At 71.1% G+C, this 18,001-nt stretch carries 16 protein-coding genes; 7 read left to right on the top strand and 9 right to left on the bottom strand.

Annotated elements, in window-relative coordinates; genetic code table 11:
- Positions 1–133: 133 nt before the first annotated feature.
- The 6 genes from ABZX22_RS20485 to ABZX22_RS20510 all read right to left on the bottom strand — a co-directional run bounded on the left by ABZX22_RS20485 (position 134) and on the right by ABZX22_RS20510 (position 6,296).
- On the bottom strand, positions 134–772 hold the full coding sequence (locus ABZX22_RS20485) for a GNAT family protein (RefSeq protein WP_354911218.1): 639 nt from the start codon (positions 770–772) through the stop codon (positions 134–136).
- A gap of 58 nt (positions 773–830) precedes the next feature.
- Positions 831–2,243 carry an FAD-binding protein gene (locus tag ABZX22_RS20490; RefSeq protein ID WP_354911219.1) on the bottom strand — a complete coding sequence of 471 codons (1,413 nt, stop codon included), beginning with the start codon at positions 2,241–2,243 and terminating at the stop codon, positions 831–833.
- Between the two features lie 73 nt (positions 2,244–2,316).
- Entirely contained in the window at positions 2,317–3,777 is a 1,461-nt protein-coding gene (locus tag ABZX22_RS20495) for an NADH-ubiquinone oxidoreductase-F iron-sulfur binding region domain-containing protein (RefSeq protein WP_354911222.1), read from the bottom strand.
- Complete coding sequence (locus ABZX22_RS20500) at positions 3,774–4,487, bottom strand: hypothetical protein (RefSeq protein WP_354911224.1); 714 nt, start codon at positions 4,485–4,487, stop codon at positions 3,774–3,776. Before ABZX22_RS20500 ends, ABZX22_RS20495 begins: the two co-directional genes overlap by 4 nt.
- Before the next feature lie 58 nt (positions 4,488–4,545).
- The gene (locus ABZX22_RS20505; RefSeq protein ID WP_354911227.1) at positions 4,546–5,658 is read right to left on the bottom strand and encodes a DUF1996 domain-containing protein; all 1,113 of its coding nucleotides are present in this window, start codon (positions 5,656–5,658) and stop codon (positions 4,546–4,548) included.
- On the bottom strand, positions 5,655–6,296 hold the full coding sequence (locus ABZX22_RS20510) for a DUF4142 domain-containing protein (RefSeq protein WP_354911229.1): 642 nt from the start codon (positions 6,294–6,296) through the stop codon (positions 5,655–5,657). Before ABZX22_RS20510 ends, ABZX22_RS20505 begins: the two co-directional genes overlap by 4 nt.
- A 109-nt stretch (positions 6,297–6,405) precedes the next feature.
- Here ABZX22_RS20510 and ABZX22_RS20515 point away from each other — a divergent pair, with 109 nt between their 5' ends.
- The 4 genes from ABZX22_RS20515 to ABZX22_RS20530 all read left to right on the top strand — a co-directional run bounded on the left by ABZX22_RS20515 (position 6,406) and on the right by ABZX22_RS20530 (position 12,934).
- Complete coding sequence (locus ABZX22_RS20515; protein WP_354911232.1) at positions 6,406–6,936, top strand: sigma-70 family RNA polymerase sigma factor; 531 nt, start codon at positions 6,406–6,408, stop codon at positions 6,934–6,936.
- Positions 6,936–7,136 carry a zf-HC2 domain-containing protein gene (locus tag ABZX22_RS20520; RefSeq protein WP_354911235.1) on the top strand — a complete coding sequence of 67 codons (201 nt, stop codon included), beginning with the start codon at positions 6,936–6,938 and terminating at the stop codon, positions 7,134–7,136. The genes ABZX22_RS20515 and ABZX22_RS20520 overlap by 1 nt, the downstream gene beginning before the upstream one ends.
- Before the next feature lie 90 nt (positions 7,137–7,226).
- The gene (locus ABZX22_RS20525; RefSeq protein WP_354911237.1) at positions 7,227–8,003 is read left to right on the top strand and encodes a tryptophan 2,3-dioxygenase family protein; all 777 of its coding nucleotides are present in this window, start codon (positions 7,227–7,229) and stop codon (positions 8,001–8,003) included.
- Positions 8,004–8,047: 44 nt separating this feature from the next.
- On the top strand, positions 8,048–12,934 hold the full coding sequence (locus tag ABZX22_RS20530; RefSeq protein WP_354911239.1) for an NAD-glutamate dehydrogenase: 4,887 nt from the start codon (positions 8,048–8,050) through the stop codon (positions 12,932–12,934).
- Positions 12,935–13,030: 96 nt separating this feature from the next.
- On the opposite strand, the gene ABZX22_RS20535 is transcribed toward ABZX22_RS20530, so the two are convergent.
- Together ABZX22_RS20535 and ABZX22_RS20540 are read right to left on the bottom strand one after the other, a co-directional pair.
- Complete coding sequence (locus ABZX22_RS20535; protein WP_354911241.1) at positions 13,031–13,366, bottom strand: MerR family transcriptional regulator; 336 nt, start codon at positions 13,364–13,366, stop codon at positions 13,031–13,033.
- A gap of 99 nt (positions 13,367–13,465) precedes the next feature.
- Positions 13,466–13,903, bottom strand: a complete 438-nt coding sequence (locus ABZX22_RS20540; RefSeq protein WP_354911244.1) for an Hsp20/alpha crystallin family protein — start codon at positions 13,901–13,903, stop codon at positions 13,466–13,468.
- A gap of 177 nt (positions 13,904–14,080) precedes the next feature.
- Here ABZX22_RS20540 and ABZX22_RS20545 point away from each other — a divergent pair, with 177 nt between their 5' ends.
- A complete protein-coding gene (locus tag ABZX22_RS20545; protein ID WP_354911246.1) occupies positions 14,081–14,581 on the top strand; it encodes a GNAT family N-acetyltransferase in 501 nt (166 codons plus the stop codon).
- A 69-nt stretch (positions 14,582–14,650) separates the two neighbouring features.
- Positions 14,651–15,418, top strand: a complete 768-nt coding sequence (locus ABZX22_RS20550; RefSeq protein ID WP_354911249.1) for a methyltransferase domain-containing protein — start codon at positions 14,651–14,653, stop codon at positions 15,416–15,418.
- 23 nt (positions 15,419–15,441) lie between these two features.
- Here the strand turns inward: ABZX22_RS20550 and ABZX22_RS20555 are convergent, their stop codons facing one another.
- A complete protein-coding gene (locus ABZX22_RS20555) occupies positions 15,442–16,428 on the bottom strand; it encodes a hypothetical protein (protein WP_354911251.1) in 987 nt (328 codons plus the stop codon).
- Between the two features lie 46 nt (positions 16,429–16,474).
- On the opposite strand from ABZX22_RS20555, the gene prfB reads away from it, so the two are divergent.
- Complete coding sequence (prfB, locus tag ABZX22_RS20560; protein ID WP_354911253.1) at positions 16,475–17,590, top strand: peptide chain release factor 2; 1,116 nt, start codon at positions 16,475–16,477, stop codon at positions 17,588–17,590.
- The last annotated feature ends 411 nt before the right edge of the window (positions 17,591–18,001 follow it).

The following is an 18,001-nucleotide window of genomic DNA, read 5'->3' on the forward strand; positions in this document are numbered from 1 at the left end:
GCCGTTCCCTGAGGCCCGCGGTCAGGCCGGGACGGCACCGGTCGCGCGGTCAGGCCGGGACGGCACCGGTCCTGCGGTCAGGCCGGGACGGCACCGGTCCTGCGGTCAGGCAGGGGCGGCGCCGGTCCTGCGGTCAGGCAGGGGCGGCGCCGAAGAAGGGCAGGCACGGCTCGAGGCCGTGGATCGAGACGTCCCCGGCAGGGGTCCAGTCGGCGCGGGACAGGCGGAACCGGCGCTGCGTGGCCGCCGTCCCCTGCCGGTTGAGGATCGCGATGCCGTCCTCCCGGTAGCCGAGCTTGCGCGTCACCCCCAGCGACGCCGCGTTGTCCTCGTACGCCCCGGTCGTGGCGTACCGCGCGCCCAGCCCCTCGAACGCGAAGTGCAGCGCCGCGCGCCGCATCTCGGTGCCGATGCCCTGCCCCTGGAAGCGCCGCCCGAGCCACGACCCGGTCCCCACCTCGCCGGTGATCGCGAAGTCCGTGGCCGTCACGCCCTGCACGCCGATCACCTCGCCGTCGAGGAAGACGCCGAACTCGCACGCCCACGACTCCGGGGTCCACGCGCCCCACACGCGGAACTGGTACTGGACGGCGGCGCGGGCGCGCTCGGCGGGCGGCGCGTCCGTCCACGGGACGAAGAACGGCATGAACCCCGTCTCGTGGACGCCCTCGGCCGCCCGGTCACCCAGCGCGTCGAGCTCCGCGATGCTCGGCAGGCGCAGCTCCAGCCTGGGTGTGCGGACGGCCAGGTCGAAGATCGGCAGGTGGCGCATGCCGGTCATTATCGCGCCCGGGCCCGATGAAGATCATCCCATTTTCGAAGATCGCCGGTCACACCCCTTGGGGCAGGGCGAACAGCCGGCCGGGGTCGTAGGCCGCCTTCACCGCCGCCAGCCTGGCCGCGTTCGCCCCGTAGTAGGCCTGCCGCCACTGCGTGATGTCGGGGTCGATGTAGTTCACGTACGCGTGGTCGCCGAGGTAAGGCCCCATCGCCTCGCGGGTGCCGCGCAGCCATGCCCGGTCCGAGCCCTCGGCGTAGTACTGCACGCTGAACAGCGCCTGCCGGTGGGGGAAGGCGGTCGCGTCGGACCGCACCCTGCCGATCGCCCCGCCCATGGCGTCCAGCAGCACCGAGTGGCCGCCGGGGCGCGCGACGCGTGCCGCCAGCTCCTTGGCCCCCTCGGTGGACAGCTTCGCGTAGCCGAGATGGGAGGTGGCCACGAACGCCTCACGGGGCATCCGGCGGCACTGCGCGACCGTCTTGCCGGCGCAACCTGCCATGATCATGTTGGCCTGCATGGTGGTGCGTTCCACCACGTACCGGGACGACGGCGTTCCCGCCGCCCTGACCAGGCCGTCGAGCAGCTTCGCGCAGGCCGTCCTGCCGCCCACGTACAGCCCGGCGACCTGCACGTCGAGGTCGCCGCCCGCGCGGGTGAGGTGGAGGGTCGACCACATGGCGTCGGGGGCCGCCGGCGCCCACGACTGCCACGCCTTCACCACCGACACCGCCTTCGACCAGGGCCAGTGCAGGAAGAACACGGTGACGTCACCGACCGGGTGGGTGCGGAAGGTGAAGGAGACCGCCACGCCGAAGTTGCCGCCCCCGCCGCCCCTGCACGCCCAGAACAGGTCGCTGTGGTTGTTCTCGTCGCAGGTCAGCACCCGCCCGTCCGCCGTCACGATGCGCACCGACTCCAGCGCGTCACAGGTCAGGCCGTACTTCCTGGACACGACGCCGATGCCGCCGCCGAGTGTGAGCCCGGCGATGCCGACCGTCGGGCAGCTGCCGGCGGGGATGCCGACGCCCCTGGCGTTCAGCCCGTCGTAGACGTCGATCAGCTTGGCGCCCGCGCCGACGGTCGCCAGGCCCGAGCGGTAGCTGACGGTGTTCATCCGCGACACGTCGACGACCAGGCCAGGGCCCGTGGACCAGCCCGCGTAGGAGTGGCCGCCGGAGCGGGAGGTGAGCGGGACGCGCTCCCTGCGCGCGAAGGCCAGGCACGCGGCGACGTCGGCCGGCGTGGCGCAGTAGGCGACGCCGCGCGGCCTGACCGTGTCGAAGGTGGGGTTGTAGAGGCGGCGGGCGGCGTCGTAACCGGCGTCGCCCGGCCGTACCAGCCGACCGTCGAGGTTCCTGCCCAGCGCCGTCCAGTCGGGCGCGCTCGCGGCCGGAGCGGCCACGGCGGAGGACGTGCCCAGCGCGCCGAAGGCGGCGGTGCGGAGGAAGCTGCGGCGGTCCATGTGATCTCCCTGTAGTCCTGCTGAACCGAAGGGTGAGACGCACGAAAGGAGCGGCCGGTTGGTCACGTTCCTATCACTGGCCCGGCACCAGCCGGAGGGCGAGAGCAGGACACATCTCCACGGCCCTCCGTGCCTCCCTGCCCATCCACCCTGGCACCTGCCGGAAGGACGGATAGCCGTGGCCGTCCAGCTCCACGAACTCCGGCAGCAGGTGCGCGCACAGGCCGTGGCCCTGGCAGCGGGTCCAGTCGACGTCGAGCCGGTAGCGCGGCTCCTGCCCGGCCTCCTTCAGCGGCAGCGCGCCCCGGACGGGCCGCCCGCACGAGCCGCGCTCCTCGTGCCGCTCGACGTCGGCGGCGAAGGCCTCCAGCGCCGACAGCACGAACCTCGCGGTCCCGTCGGGGTGGAAGCAGGCGCCCCTGCGCTCCACCGTGCGGACGGCGCGCCGCACCTCGTCGGCCGAACCGGCGCCCTCGGCGAGCGCGCACAGCGCCCTGGCCACCTCGGGCAGCCCGAGGCGGCACGGGCCGCACTGCCCCGACGACTGCGCGGACAGGTAGGCGGCGACCCTGGCCACCTCGCCGAGCGGGCAGGTCGTCGCGGGCAGCGGCACCACGATGCCGGCCCCCAGCACGCCGCCCGCCAGCCGCATCCCCTCGCGGGAGACCACGGCCGCCTGCGCGGCCCGCGTGCTCAGCCACGCCCCGTGGTAGCCGCCGACCAGCACCCCCTCACCCGGGTCGAGCCCGCACTCCTCCAGCACGGTGGCCAGGGGGACGCCGGTCATCACCTCGACGACCGCCTCGCCGCCCACGGTGAGCAGGACGGTGCCCGGCTCGCGCGGCGTGCCCACCTCGGCGTACCCGATCGGGCCCAGCTCGGACAGGACGGCGAGCTGGGCGAAGGTCTCCGCGTTCGACAGCAGCGTGGGCAGGCCGCCGACGCCCTCCTCCGTCGCCCTGCGCCGCCGCCCGGCGGGGACGGCGTCGAGCCCGTTCACGCCGCGGACGAGCGCGCCGCCCTCCCCGCTGATGAACCGTTCGGGCAGGCCGGCCACACGCATCCGCCCGCCGTACCGCTCGGCCGCTCCCGACACGGTCGCCGCGCGCCGTTCCTCCATGGCCGCGATCATGGACGCGTGCGCGACGTCCCCCTCGACGGCGGCGACGACCACCTCGCGCGCCCCCAGCGCCTCGGCCGCCAGGAGCGCGCCGTCCAGCACCAGATGCGGGGCGCGGACCAGCAGCATCGCGTCCTTGGCGCTGGCGGGCTCGCCCTCCACGGCGTTGACCAGCACCACCCGCTCGCCGGGAGCCACCGCGCGGAGCTTGCGCGCGAAAGGGAAGGCGGCCCCGCCGCGACCGCGCAGGTCCACCCCCTCGGCCATGGCGATGAGCGCGTCGAGGTCGCGCCGCGCCGGCTCGCCGTGCAGCGCCCGGTGCGCGGGCAGGTCGAGCCGCCTGCAGTGGTCGAGGCCCGCGGTGAGCCTGGCGGGCGCCAGCCGCAGCACGCGCGGCACCCGGTGCGGGATCATCCCGCCCTCCTTCGGCGCAGGTCGTCGAGGCTGACCAGCTCGCCCACGACCAGCTCGCCCGCGACCCGCTCGCCCACCCTGGGCTCGGCCACGGCCTCCGGAACGGCAGGCGGCCGGCGCAGCGTCGCCACCGCCCTGACCAGCAGCGCGGACACGACCGCCGCCAGACAGCCGACGTAGGACCACGCCACCCACCCGGCAGGCGTACGGCCCGCGGTCAGCCCGTGCAGGACGGCGACCGGCCAGGCCAGGTATGCGGCGCCGTGCAGCACCCGCCACAGCCACGGTCGCGGCGTGCGGGCGAACCAGCCGCGCGCCATCCCCGTCGTCGCGGCCAGCGCGAACAGGGCCAGCGCCGCCAGCCCGGTCAGCGAGGACGACTTCAGCGCGGCGTGCGCGAGCAGGAAGCCCATCCCCGCCGCCGCCGCGACCCGGTGGACGAGCTGGGCGCGGACCCGGTTGGGCGGGGTGAGGAAGACGCGCTCGGTGGCGACCAGCCCGAGCGCGACGGTGGCGGTCAGCGTGACGAGGGCGAACACGCCCACGTAGAACTCCAGGAAACCCAGGCCGCCGGCGAGCAGCTGGATCCCGCGCTCGGTGCGGGCCAGCGCGACGGCCGACAGGATCAGCGCCGTCAGCGACGCGGTGGCGCCCAGGCGCAGCCGCCTGGCGTCCAGCCCCGCGTGGCGCGGCTGCTTGCGGTGGAGCATCGATTCCCTCCCAGGAGATGGGTGAGGTGTGCCGCCCGGGAAGTCGTCGACGGACGAGCTAGCAGCGCCTGCCGCGGTTGATGCAGTTCACGACGAAGGCCATCAGCCGGTCCGGCATGACGTTGGCGAAGTCGGCATGGTCGGTGACCGGGTTGTGCAGCTGCTCGGGGAAGGCGTCGAGGGCGTAGGACGGGCCCTGCGGGACGCTGTAGGCGAGGATCATCCGCAGCTGCGGGATCGCCCTGGCGCCCTGCGGGCAGGCACCGCCCTGACCGGGGAAGACCACGTGGGTCCGGTGGTTTGCGCTGTCGGTGTTCTGCCCGTCCCAGCAGCTCGGGAAGTCCAGCACGCGCAGCACCAGGCTCCCGCGTGGGCACAGCGGGTACCTGGTGGTGACGCGGTCGGTGAAGCCGGCGCACGTCCACGCGGCGCGCGCGTCGGCGCCGCCGTTCGTGGCCGCCTTCGCGTCACCGGTGATCATCCGGAGGAACAGGGGCATGGCGCTGACCCGGCTCGCCGCGTTGCCGCAGAACTGCATGATCACCTGGCGGGGGCGCAGCACCTGGCCCACGTTGCCGTCCGGGTCGCCGACGTTGTCGTCGATCTTCCTGTTCCTGAGGACGGGCCAGAAGTAGGTGGACCTGTCGCCGAAGCGGCACGTGGTGCCCGCCGCGGCCAGCGACTGGTCGGTGGAGAAGGCGTCGGTGGACAGGTTGCCCACGTAGTCGTGCAGGTGGTGGGCGCCGTTGGAGACGCCGGGGGCGACGATGAAGTTGTCGGGGTTGTTGTGGCGGTTGCCGTTCGTGCCGCACTGGGAGACGAACGTGCCGCGCGAACCGGACCTGGGGCCCGCCAGGATGTCGCCGCCCGGCGGCACGGCGCGGATGTCGACGAAGTCGGTCACGAACGGGCCGAGGTCGGCGCAGTCGCCGCCGCCCTGCGACGCGGTGGGGGAGGGGGCGGGGCGGGAACGCCCCTGGTTCTGGCCCTGCCCCTGGTCGTCCTGGCCGCGGCGCCGGTTCTGGCCCTGCCGGTTCTGTTCGGGGTGTCCGGCGGGGTCGCAGTGGTCGGCGAAGGCGGGAAGGGCGGGGATGACGGCCGCGGACACCATGCCGCCGGCCACCAGGGCCAGCGACGACATGGCCGCGGCCAGCCGTCTGGATGCGATCACTGGTTCTCTCTCCTTGAATCGGCCGCCGCCATGGCGACGGGAGCGGGCGAAGGCGTCGGAGGTTCGGGCAGCGCCTCGTAGTCGACGAGCCCCGTGCTCTCCAGCAACGTCATGTGCTTGAGCACGAACGCGTTGGCCGTCGTGGCGAACTTCCTGATCTCGTCGTTCCTGGTGCCGGCCCGGACCAGGGCGATCACGCTGAAGACCTTGCCGTGGGCGGCCCGCAGCAGGTTCGCGAAGTCCTTGTCGTAGGCGGTGCCGCTCTTGGCGGACAGCTGGGCCATCCAGCGCTGCTGGTCGGGTGTGGGCTGGCTGGGCAGCACCACGCCGAGGCGGGAGGCCACCGCGATGACCTCCTTGTCGAGCTTCAGATGGTCCTCGACGAGGTGCTTGCCGACGTCCTTCACCCGCCGGCTGAGCGCCCGTTGCTGGGCCTGCTGCCCCGTGGGGATCTCCCACAGGCCCGCCTGCCGTACCTTGATCAGCAGATCCTGGTCGGAGGTGGTCGGCGCCACCGGCGAGGTGAGAGCGGCGGGCCCCGGCATGACCAGCAGCACCGTGACCGCGGCCGCCACGGCGAAGCCGCCCAGCAGGAGCAGCTCGCCGGCGGCGGGCATGCGGCGTAGAAGCCTGTGCATGGTCGGAGGTACGCGCTTCCGACCGCCGGAGTTCACGGCAAGTGACGAGATAGTCAGAAATGACTGGAGTTATCGGAGTGGCTACCGAGGCGATAACGAAGGTGTAAAGATGTGCCCCGTGCTAGGTCACCTCGACGACATGGAGCACCGAATACAGGCGCTCTATGAGCAGTTCGGCGGGCCTTTGCTCCGCCACGTGCGCAAGACCACAGGAAACGACCTGCAGTGGGCCGAGGACGTCGTGCAGGAGACGATGGTCAGGGCCTGGCGTCATTCCGACCGGCTGCAGTGGGAGCCCGGTCTTGTCTGGGCGTGGCTGCTCACCGTGGCCCGCCGCATCGTGATCGACGGAAGGCGCCGGAGAAGCGCCCGGCCGCCCGAGGTCGAACCGCCCGAGGCGGACACCGTCGCCGTCTCCGACGGCTGCGATCGGGCGCTGTCGGCGATCGTGGTCGCCGACGCGCTGCGCGGCCTGTCGCGAGAACACCGTGAGGTCATCGAGCAGACTTATCTCAGGGATCGTACGATTAGTGAGGCGGCGGAGATTCTGGGGATCCCGCCGGGCACGGTCAAGTCCAGGCTCTATTACGGGATCAGGGCTCTGCGGGGGCTGCTGCGGGACAAGGGGGTTGCCGGCTGATGCATCCAGAGGTGGCGGCCTACGTGCTCGGAGTCCTTGACGAGGCGGACCTTCCGTCGTTCGAGCGCCACCTCGACTCGTGCGCGCGTTGTCAGGCCGAGCTGCGGGAGCTGCAGGAGGTTCCCGATCTGCTCGACAGTCTCAAGCTCCAGGCCACGGCGTCAGAGGACGACGACCCCCCGATACCGATGTCACGTTGACGTCTGTGGGCTTTTCGGGTGATATCGGGTACGTCCGGTCAACGAGGACCGGGCTTGTGGGGGAGGTGCCCGGTGGTGGGGACAGGAGCGATGCCTCCTGACCGGAGTTTCGGCGAGGAGGGCGCACGCCTGTCCTACGGCGGCTACCTCCGGCTCCCCAGCCTGCTCGAGCAGCAGCAACCCCAGTCGTCCGTGCCCGACGAGCTGCTGTTCATCACCGTCCACCAGGTCTACGAGCTGTGGTTCAAGCTGCTGCTCCACGAGCTGGAGGGCGCCAGGACGGCGATGACGGCGGGTGAGCTCTGGCATGCCAGACACCTGTTCAAACGGGTTCACGCCGTCGAGCGTGTCCTCGTCGAGCAGGTGGAGGTCCTGGAGACGATGACCCCTCAGGACTTCCTCGAGTTCCGCTCGAAGCTGGCACCGGCCAGCGGCTTCCAGTCGGTCCAGTTCCGCGAGCTGGAGTTCCTGTCGGGAGCCAAGGATCCCCGGTTCCTCGAGCGGGTACGCGCCGGCGACGGCGAACTCGCCAGGCTGCGCAGGCGGCTGGAGGAACCCACCCTGTGGGATGCTTACCTCACCGCCCTCTCCCAGCGCGGCCTCCCGGTCTCCGACGAGGAGGTCATGGCCTCGTTGCTGGTCGTGGCGAGGGACCGCCGGTCGTACGACGACCTGTGGCAACTGGCCGAGGATCTGCTCACCCATGACGAGACGTGCGCGCTGTGGCGCATGCGTCACGTCCAGATGGTCGAACGGCAGATCGGCACCAAGTCGGGCACTGGCGGCTCGACAGGCGCGCCGTACCTGCGGGAACGTACGCGCTTGCACTATTTTCCCCTGCTTTGGGAACTAAGAGGCTGGTTGTGACCAGCATCCGATATGGCGAACCCTCACAAAGGAGTGAGAGCGAAATGCCGCTCGACGAGGCCAAGGACGAGCTGCTCCAGAACGCCGCGCAGATCTGCGCGGCGGGCAGCGGAGACCACGGGAGCCCCGAGGAGGCTCTGGCCTACCTGCGCGTGTACTACCGGCACGTGGCGGCCGAGGACCTTCTCGACCGTGATCCTGTCGACATCTACGGCCCGGCGATGTCGCACCGGCAGCTTGCCGAGGTGCGACCGCAGGGCAGGGCGCTGGTGAGGGCCTACACGCCCTCCGTGGAGGAGAACGGGTGGGACCCCGGCCACTCCGTCGTCGAGGTGGTCACCGACGACATGCCGTTCCTCGTCGACTCGGTCACCATGGAGCTCGACCGGCACGACATCGGCGTCCACCTGGTGGTCCACCCGCAGCTGCGGGTCCGCCGCGACATGACCGGCCGCATCCTCACCCAGGAGCAGGAAGCCGTCACCGGCATGATGCTGGTCGAGTCGTGGATGCACATCGAGATCGACCGGCAGGCCGACCCCGCGGTGCTCAAGTCGCTCGAGACCGAGCTCCAGCGCGTGCTGTCCGACGTACGGCACGCCGTCGAGGACTTCCGCAAGATGCGGTCGGTCGCCGTGCAGACGGCCGAGGACCTGTCGATGAACCCGCCGCCGCTGGAGCCCGCGGAGGTCGAGGACAGCATCGACCTGCTGCGCTGGCTCGCCGACGGGCACTTCACCTTCCTGGGCTACCGCGAGTACCGGCTGGAGGCGTCCGAGCAGGGCGACGCGCTGCGCGCGGTGCCCGGCGCCGCCCTCGGTATCCTGCGCGACGACAAGCCCGGCTCCCAGAGCTTCTCCGCCCTGCCGCCCGAGGTGCGCGCCAAGGCCCGCGAGAAGCAGCTGATGATCATCACGAAGGCCAACTCCCGTGCCACCGTGCACCGGCCCGCCTACCTCGACTACGTCGGGGTCAAGGTCTTCTCGCCCGAGGGCGAGGTGATCGGCGAGCGGCGCTTCCTCGGCCTGTTCACCCACGTGGCCTACAACGAGTCGATCTCCAGGATCCCCGTCCTGCGGCGCAAGCTCGCCGAGGTGCTCGACAAGGCGGGGCTGACCCCCGAGAGCCACGACGGCAAGGACCTCATCGAGATCCTCGAGACCTACCCGCGCGACGAGCTGTTCCAGACGCCGGTGGACGAGCTGCTGCCGATCGCGCTCGGCGTGCTACGCCTGCGCGAGCGCAAGCAGGTCAAGCTGTTCATGCGGCGCGACGACTACGGCCGCTACATCTCGTGCATGGTCTTCCTGCCGCGTGACCGCTACACCACCAAGGTCAGGCTGCGGATGCAGGACGTCCTGCTCAAGGCGCTGGGCGGTTCGTCCCTCGACTACAGCGCCATGATCGGCGAGTCCGCGCTGGCCCGGCTGCACGTCGTCGTCCGCGGCGAGCGCGGCACGCCGCTGCCGCACTCCGGCGTGGACCTGGAGGAGCTGGAGTCCAGGCTCGCCGCGATCACCAGGTCCTGGGAGGACGACCTCGCCGCGGCCATCGGCGAGATGACCTCGGAGGAGGAGGCGCCGCGGCTCGTCAGGCGCTACCACGCCGCCTTCCCCGAGGGCTACAAGGCCGACTTCCCGCCGAAGATGGCCGTGGCCGACCTGCGCCGCCTGGAGGAACTGGCCGGCAAGCCCGACGACGAGATCGGCCTCAACCTGTACGAGCCCTTCGACGCGGGCGAGGGCGAGCGGCGGCTGAAGATCTACAAGCTCGGCGCGCCGATCTCCCTGTCCCACATGCTGCCGTTCATCCAGCGGCTCGGCGTCGAGGTGGTCGACGAACGGCCGTACGAGATCGACCGCGACACCGACCCCGCCACCAAGAACGCCTGGATCTACGACTTCGGGCTGCGCTACACGCCGTCCCCGGACGTCGACCGCAACGACTTCAAGCGGCTGTTCCAGGACGCCCTGCGCGCGCTGTGGACCGGCGCCGTGCAGGCCGACAACTTCAACGCCCTCGTCCTGGCCGGCGGCCTGACCTGGGAGCAGGTGGAGATCCTGCGGGTCTACGCCAAGTACCTGCGCCAGGCCGGCAGCACCTTCAGCCAGCGCTACATGGAGCGCGTGCTGGTCAACAACGTACGGCTGGCGCGGCTGCTGGTGCGGCTGTTCGAGGCCAGGCTCGACCCCAAGCGCTCCGACGACGTGCGGGCCGACCTCAGCGCGGCGCTGGACGAGGAGATCCTGGGCGCGCTCGACGAGGTCGCCTCGCTCGACGAGGACCGGATCCTGCGGGCCTACCTGGAGATGATCCAGGCGACGCTGCGGACCAACTACTACCAGCGCACGCCCGACGGGCAGCGCAAGCCGTACATCTCGCTGAAGGTCGACCCGCAGGCGATCAGCGTGCTGCCGTTGCCGCGCCCGCGCTACGAGATCTTCGTCTACTCGCCGCGCGTCGAGGGCGTCCACCTGCGCTTCGGCAAGGTCGCCCGCGGCGGCCTGCGCTGGTCCGACCGCATGGAGGACTTCCGCACCGAGATCCTCGGCCTGGTCAAGGCGCAGATGGTCAAGAACACCGTCATCGTGCCCACGGGCTCGAAGGGCGGCTTCGTCGTCAAGCGCCCGCCGGCCTCCGGCAAGCGCGAAGAGGTCATGGCCGAGGGCATCGCCTGCTACCGGATGTTCATCTCCGGCCTGCTCGACCTCACCGACAACCTGGTCGACGGCAAGGTCGTGCCGCCCGCCGACGTCGTACGGCACGACGGCGACGACCCCTACCTGGTCGTCGCGGCGGACAAGGGCACGGCGACGTTCTCCGACATCGCCAACAGCGTCTCGGCCGAGTACGGGTTCTGGCTGGGCGACGCCTTCGCCTCCGGCGGCTCCATCGGCTACGACCACAAGGCCATGGGCATCACCGCGCGTGGCGCGTGGGAGTCGGTGAAGTACCACTTCAGCACCACCGGCGTCGACATCCAGAGCACCGACTTCACCGTGGCCGGCATCGGCGACATGTCGGGCGACGTGTTCGGCAACGGCATGCTGCTCTCGCAGCACATCCGCCTCGTGGCCGCCTTCGACCACCGCCACATCTTCGTCGACCCCGACCCGGACGCCGCCCGTTCCTTCGCCGAGCGGCAGCGCCTGTTCGAGCTGCCGCGCAGCTCGTGGGCCGACTACGACCCCGAGCTGATCGCGGCCGGCGGCGGCGTCTTCCCGCGTACCGCCAAGTCGATCCAGATCACCCCGCAGATGCGGGACGCGCTGGACATCCCGTCCGACGCGATCTCCATGACGCCGAACGACCTCATCAGCGCGATCCTGCGGGCGCCCGTCGACCTGCTGTGGAACGGCGGGATCGGCACCTACGTCAAGGCGTCGTCCGAGTCGAACGCCGACGTCGGCGACAAGGCCAACGACTCGCTGCGCGTCAACGCGAACGACCTGCGCTGCAAGGTGATCGGCGAGGGCGGCAACCTGGGCTTCACCCAGCTCGGCCGCATCGAGTTCGCCCTGAACGGCGGGCTGGTCAACACCGACTTCATCGACAACTCGGCAGGCGTCGACACCTCCGACCACGAGGTCAACATCAAGATCCTGCTCGACCAGGTGGTGCGCGACGGCGAGCTCACCGACAAGCAGCGCAACCAGGTCTTCACCTCGATGACCGAGGAGGTCGCGGGCCTCGTCCTGCGCGACAACTACGCGCAGAACGTCGTCCTCGCCGCCGCCCGCGCCCAGGCGCCGGAGATGCTCCACATCCACGCCCGCTACCTGCGCCGCCTGGAGCGCGACGGGCTGGTCAACAGGGAGCTGGAGTTCCTGCCGTCGGACAAGACGCTCGCCGAGCGCCGCCAGCAGGGCATCGGGCTCACCGCGCCCGAGTTCTCCGTCCTGCTCGCCTACACCAAGCTGGTCGCCGACGCCGAGCTGCTCGGCACCGACCTGCCCGACGACCCGTACCTGGCCTCGTGGCTGGTGTCGTACTTCCCGTCCGCCCTGCGCGAGCGCTTCCGCAGCTACATGGACGCCCACCCGCTGCGCCGCGAGATCATCACCACCTGCGTGGTGAACGAGCTCGTCAACTCGGCCGGCACCACGTTCATGTTCCGCTTCGGTGAGGAGACCGGCGCCTCCACCCAGGACATCGTCCGCGCCTACCTGGTGACCAGGGAGGTCTTCGACCTGGCCAGCTTCCAGCGCGGCGTCGAGGCGCTGGACAACAGGGTCGACACCCGTACCCAGCTGGCCATGCTCCTGGAGGCGCGCAAGCTCGCCGAGCGCGGCACCCGCTGGCTGCTCAGCAACCGGCGTCCGCCGCTCGACCTGGCGGCCTCGGTGAACTTCTTCGTCAAGGGCGTCGACGGCCTGCTCACCCACCTGCCGAAGCTCCTGACCGGGCCCGACCTGCTGGCCTACGAGGAGCGCCGCGACAGCTTCGTGGCCCGCGGCGTCCCGCTGGAGCTGGCCGAGAGGGTGGCGGCCATGGTGCCGGCCTACTCCACCTTCGACCTGGTCGAGATCTCCTCGCTGACGGGACGCCCCGTCAACGAGGTCGCCGAGGTCTACTTCGACCTGGCCGACCGGCTCCAGCTGGCCCGGCTGCGCGAGCGCGTCATCGCGCTGCCCCGGGACAACCGGTGGAACTCGATGGCCCGCTCGGCGCTGCGCGACGACCTGTACGCCGCGCACGCCTCCCTCACCCACGACGTCCTGGCGCACAGCACGCCGGGATCGTCGCCCGAGGAGCGGCTGGCCGCCTGGACCGAGGTGAACTCGGCGGCGGTCTCCCGGGCCAAGCAGACGCTGTCGGAGATCTGGGAGAGCGACAACTTCGACCTGGCGACGCTGTCGGTGGCGCTGCGGGCGGTCCGCACGCTGGTGGCCACGAGCAGCCTGCCGCCGCACGCCGAGCCGGAGTCCTGACGGTCTGCGGTCATGTGCCCGGGGCGCGTACCCGCGTCCCGGGCTGCTGCCGGCCGGGCCGTACGGGGTCGGGGACGCGTCCGGTCGGCGCTGTGGTCAGGGGTGCGCCGGGGGCCGACGTTCGGCCCTCAGCTCGGCCAGCACGCGGGCCAGCTCGTCGCGCTCCCGCGTGACCTCGATGAGCCGGAGCTGCAGGTCGAGGATGAGGCGTATGGCCGGCAGCGTCATCCCCTGGTCCATCATCACCACGACCTGCTGGATGCGGCCGATCTCATGGCGGCTGTAGCGGCGTTGCCCGCCGGCCGAGCGCTGGGGCGAGACCACCTGGTGGTCGTCGATGCGGCGCAGGAACGCCTGCTGCACCTGGAGCATCGAGGCGACCTGACCCACCGTGAACAGCGCCGCGTGCTCGTCGTCGAAGGGCAGGTTCATGGTCGTTCCTCCTGGTGCCGACTGGCCGCGGGCAAAGACCGGCGGCCCCGCCGCGGTGCCGTTCACCGCGACGGGGCCGCGCCCGCTCCGTCCCGTGTGTCAGCTCTTGATCGCTTTGTAGGTGTCGCCGGTCTGCTGGACGGCCACCTTGCGCGGCTTGGCGCGCTCGAGCACCGGGATCCGGACGGCCAGCACGCCGTTGTTGTAGGCGGCTTCGACGGTCTCGGCGTCGAGGTGCTCCGACAGGTAGACGCGCCGGGTGAAGGTGCCCATCACCCGCTCGCGGACGAAGACGCGCTCGTCCTCACCGAACTCCTCCTCGCGTCGCGCGGTCACCGTCAGGACGCCGCGGTCGACGGTGACCTCGATGGAGTCGGGATCGATGCCGGGCAGGTCGAACCGCAGCACCACATCGTCGGCGCGGCGGATCCCGTCCATCGGCATGATCGCACCGCTGCCCTGGGCGGTCTGGCGGGTCAGGCGGTCGAACTGGCGCTCGAACTCCTGCACGAACGGGTCGATCGACGTGAGCAGCATCGTGTCCACCTCCGAAGATCCCCGGGGCCTCCTGGTCACCCGGGATGCCTGTCCTCCAAGAGGAAACCTACAACTCCGATTGTAGCGTTTCTCCATGTGCCGTTGTCAATAACGAGGCGTTCGGCCGCCGTCGAAAAGGACATGAGCGCGACCGGGCGCCCCGATAGCCTGGCGGGCGTGGACCACACTCTCGTGACCGATCGCCTCACCCTGACCCCGGTGCGCCCCCAGGAGCACGCGGAGCTGCTCGTCCACTGGACCGACCCGGACGTGCGGCGGTTCCTGTTCGACGGGGCCGTCCTGTCCCCGGCCGAGGTCACCGAGGTCATCGAGGAGAGCGTCCGCGGCTTCGCCACCGACGGGTACGGCCTGTGGCTGGTGCGGGAGAAGGGCAGGACCGATCTGGTGGGTACGGCAGGGCTCCGGCCGCTGGAGGACCTCGGCCCCGAGATCGTCTACAGCCTGGCGCCCGGCGCCTGGGGCAAGGGTTACGCCACCGAGGCGGCCCGCGCCGTCGTCGAGCACGCGCTCGGCGACCTCGGCCTTCCCGAGGTGCTGGCGGAGATCGACGAGGGCAACGCCGCCTCCGTCGCGGTCGTCGAACGGCTCGGCATGACCGCCTTCGAGTCGGTGCCCGGCCTGCTCGGCCCGATGACGCGCTACCGCAGGACCCCCTGACCCGCGCCCATCCCCGGAGTGGGATAAGGGTTTGCCGGTGTCCGGCTCACCGTGCTGTCATGACACGCTGTGACAGCGCTTCGCGCCCTCGTGCGCCCCGACGACTACCCGCTCTCTTCCCGCTACGACCCCGCATGGCTGGTCGGCCTGGACATGGGCCCCAACCCGTTGTGGCTGCTCGAGGACCTGTCCCGCGATCTCGACCTCAAGCCCGGCATGCGGGTCCTGGACCTCGGGTCGGGGATGGGGGCGACCTCGGTGTTCCTCGCCCGCGAGTTCGGCGTGGACGTCGTGGCCGCCGACCTGTGGATCGCCCCGGAGAAGGCCGAGGCCGTCTTCGCCGAGGCGGGCGTGGCCGGCCAGGTGAAGGCGGTCGGGGCGGAGGCGCACGCGCTGCCGTTCGAGAAGGAGTCCTTCGACGCGGTCGTGAGCATCGACGCCTACGAGTACTTCGGCACCGCCGACAGCTACCTGGCCTACATCACCCGCTTCCTCAAACCCGGCGGCCGGCTGGGGATCGCCACCCCCGGCATGACCCGCGAGGTCCGCGACATGGGCGCCATCCCGCCGCACATCAAGGAGTTGGTCGGGTGGGAGGCCATCGCCTGGCACACCGCCGAGTGGTGGCGCTTCCAGTGGGAGATCACCGAGCTGGTCACCGTGACCTCGGCGCGCCTGCAGCCCGGCGGCTGGCACGACTGGCTGCTGTGGACACGTGCCTGCCTGGAGCACGGCGCCACCGACAGGGACGCCGCGGAGCGGACCATCGCGATGCTGGAGGCCGACCAGGGCAGGTATCTGTCCTTCGCCCTGGTGACGGCGGTCGTCACCCGTTGACCGTGGCGACGGCGCGGACGAGCTCAGCTGCCGGTGGCCCGCGTGATCGCGCCGTCGTAGCCCACCACCGTGGCCGCGGCGGAGCGCGGCACCACGGCGACGTACTGCTGCGTCTCGTAGATCTTCAGGGTCTGCCGGTAGGAGCCGGTCAGCGCCCACCGTCCCGAAGGCGGGACGGGCAGGTACGGGCTGACGAACAGCATGTTGTTCATCGACGTCGTGCGCAGCAGGGAGTACTGGACCAGCGCGCCGCCGTCGGCGGTCCGCAGCGCGTAGACGGGGTACTCGGCCGCGCTGAAGATCGAGTCGTAGCGGAACCCGTCGGTCTTGGCGGTCCTCCGGTTGTCGGCGATCGCCGTCGCGGTCTCGGTCGTGTAGGGGCCGGGCGCGACGAGGTTGGCCGCGATGCCCGCCGGGCCGCGTTCGGCGATGGTGGCGTGGAGCGGGGCGACGTATCGCGGGCTGATCTGGACGCTCTGGTCGTCGAGACCGACGACCTCGGCGTAGCCGGCCGCGTCGCGTTTGACCTCGGGCAGCTTCTGCCCGGGGAACAGCAGCGACAGCGAGCTCAGCCGCCAGTCGGTGCCCTTGGCGAAGGTGAGCACGGCGGTCTGGTCACCGCGCGGGACGACGGCGGTGAACCACAACGGCTCGTCGGGACGCAGCCGGGGCACGAGGAAGGACGGCGTGCCCCAGGTGTAGCGGACCGGACTGTCGCGGGTGGAGGCGTACTCGGCGTTGACCAGATCGGTGCGGCCGTCGCGGGTGATCTCCCTGGCCAGACGCCTGTCGCCGGCGGCGCGCAGCAGGCTGTCGGTGAGGACGTACTCGTTGAAGGCGTTGGCCGCCTCGCTCAGCGACACGCCGGGAGCGGTGGTGGGAACGGCGCTGACGGACGAGGTGGCCGCCACCGGCGAGGGCTCGGGAGCGGCAGAGCCGGAACAGCCCGTCACCGCGGCCAGCAGGCCGACGGCGAGAGCCGGCCATCCCCGCCACCCGTATGCACGCACCTGGCCATGTTATGGGGTGCGCACAGGTCGCGTACCCTTGGTAGACGTGGCAGACATCGATCCGGCAGAAGAGATCAACGCGCTCGCGGGCACGCTGCGGAGCATTCAGGACGTTCTCGACCTCGACTCCATGCGCAAGCAGATCGAGGAGCTGGAGCAGCAGGTCGCCGCGCCCGATCTGTGGGACGACCCTGAGCAGGCGCAGAAGGTCACCAGCAAGCTGTCCCACCTGCAGGGCGAGCTCAACCGCGTCGAGGCGCTCGGCCGCAGGATCGACGACCTGAGCGTCCTGTTCGAGCTGGCCGCCGAGGAGGACGACGCCGACACCAGGGCCGAGGCCGACAAGGAGCTGGCCGCGCTGCGCTCCGACATCGGCGCGATGGAGGTCCGCACGCTGCTGTCGGGCGAGTACGACGCGCGTGAGGCGCTCGTGACCATCAACTCGCAGGCGGGCGGCGTCGACGCGGCCGACTGGGCGGAGATGCTGCTGCGCATGTACCTCCGCTGGGCCGAGCGCAAGGGCTACGCCACGGAGGTCTACGACACCTCCTACGCCGAGGAGGCGGGCATCAAGTCGGCGACGTTCACCGTCAAGTCGCCCTACGCCTACGGCACGCTGCGCGGCGAGCACGGCACCCACCGCCTGGTCCGCATCAGCCCCTTCGACAACCAGGGCCGCCGCCAGACCTCGTTCGCCGGCGTCGACATCGTGCCCGTCGTCGAGCAGACCGACCACATCGAGATCAACGAGGACGACCTGCGCGTCGACGTCTACCGCTCCAGCGGTCCCGGCGGCCAGGGCGTCAACACCACCGACTCCGCGGTGCGCATCACCCACATCCCGACGGGGATCGTGGTCTCCTGCCAGAACGAGCGCTCCCAGCTGCAGAACCGCGCTTCGGCGATGAACGTGCTGCAGGCCAAGCTGCTCGAGCGCAAGCGGCAGGAGGAGGCGGAGAAGATGTCGGAGCTGCGCGGCGCCTCGACGACGTCGTGGGGCACCCAGATCCGCAACTACGTGCTGCACCCGTACCAGATCGTGAAGGACCTGCGCACGGGTCACGAGGCGGGCAACCCGTCGGCGGTGCTCGACGGCGACCTCGACGACTTCATCGAGAGCGAGATCCGCTGGATGCGCCGCCAGGAGACCGCGGAAGCCTAGCCGCCCGCGTTCCCGTGGCTGCGTCTTCACGGCACGCACGGGAGGGCGCCCCCGTGGTCACCGGCGGGCGCCCGTCCAAGGGACGCTCCTCGAGCGGCGCCCCATCCCGCCGTCACGGCGCCCCTCAACAGGCGTCGATCCTCACGGGCATCACTTCATGTGCGTCGATCCTCACGTGCGTCGATCCTCACGTGCGTCACTTCACGCGCGTCACTTCACGCGCGTCGATACGGGTGTCTGCTCACGCGCGTCGGTCCTCACGCGCGTCGGTCCTCACGCGTGTCGCCTCACATTCGTCGCCACGTGGGCCGAACTCAGGGCGCGTGACTCGCTCGGACGAGGACGCGTGGGCGAGGGATGCGGCGCCTGCCTTCGTCCCGCCCAGCCGCCTCGGAGCCGTGCGGGCGCGGG

Source organism: Nonomuraea sp. NPDC003804 (assembly GCF_040610675.1).
GTDB lineage: Bacteria > Actinomycetota > Actinomycetes > Streptosporangiales > Streptosporangiaceae > Nonomuraea.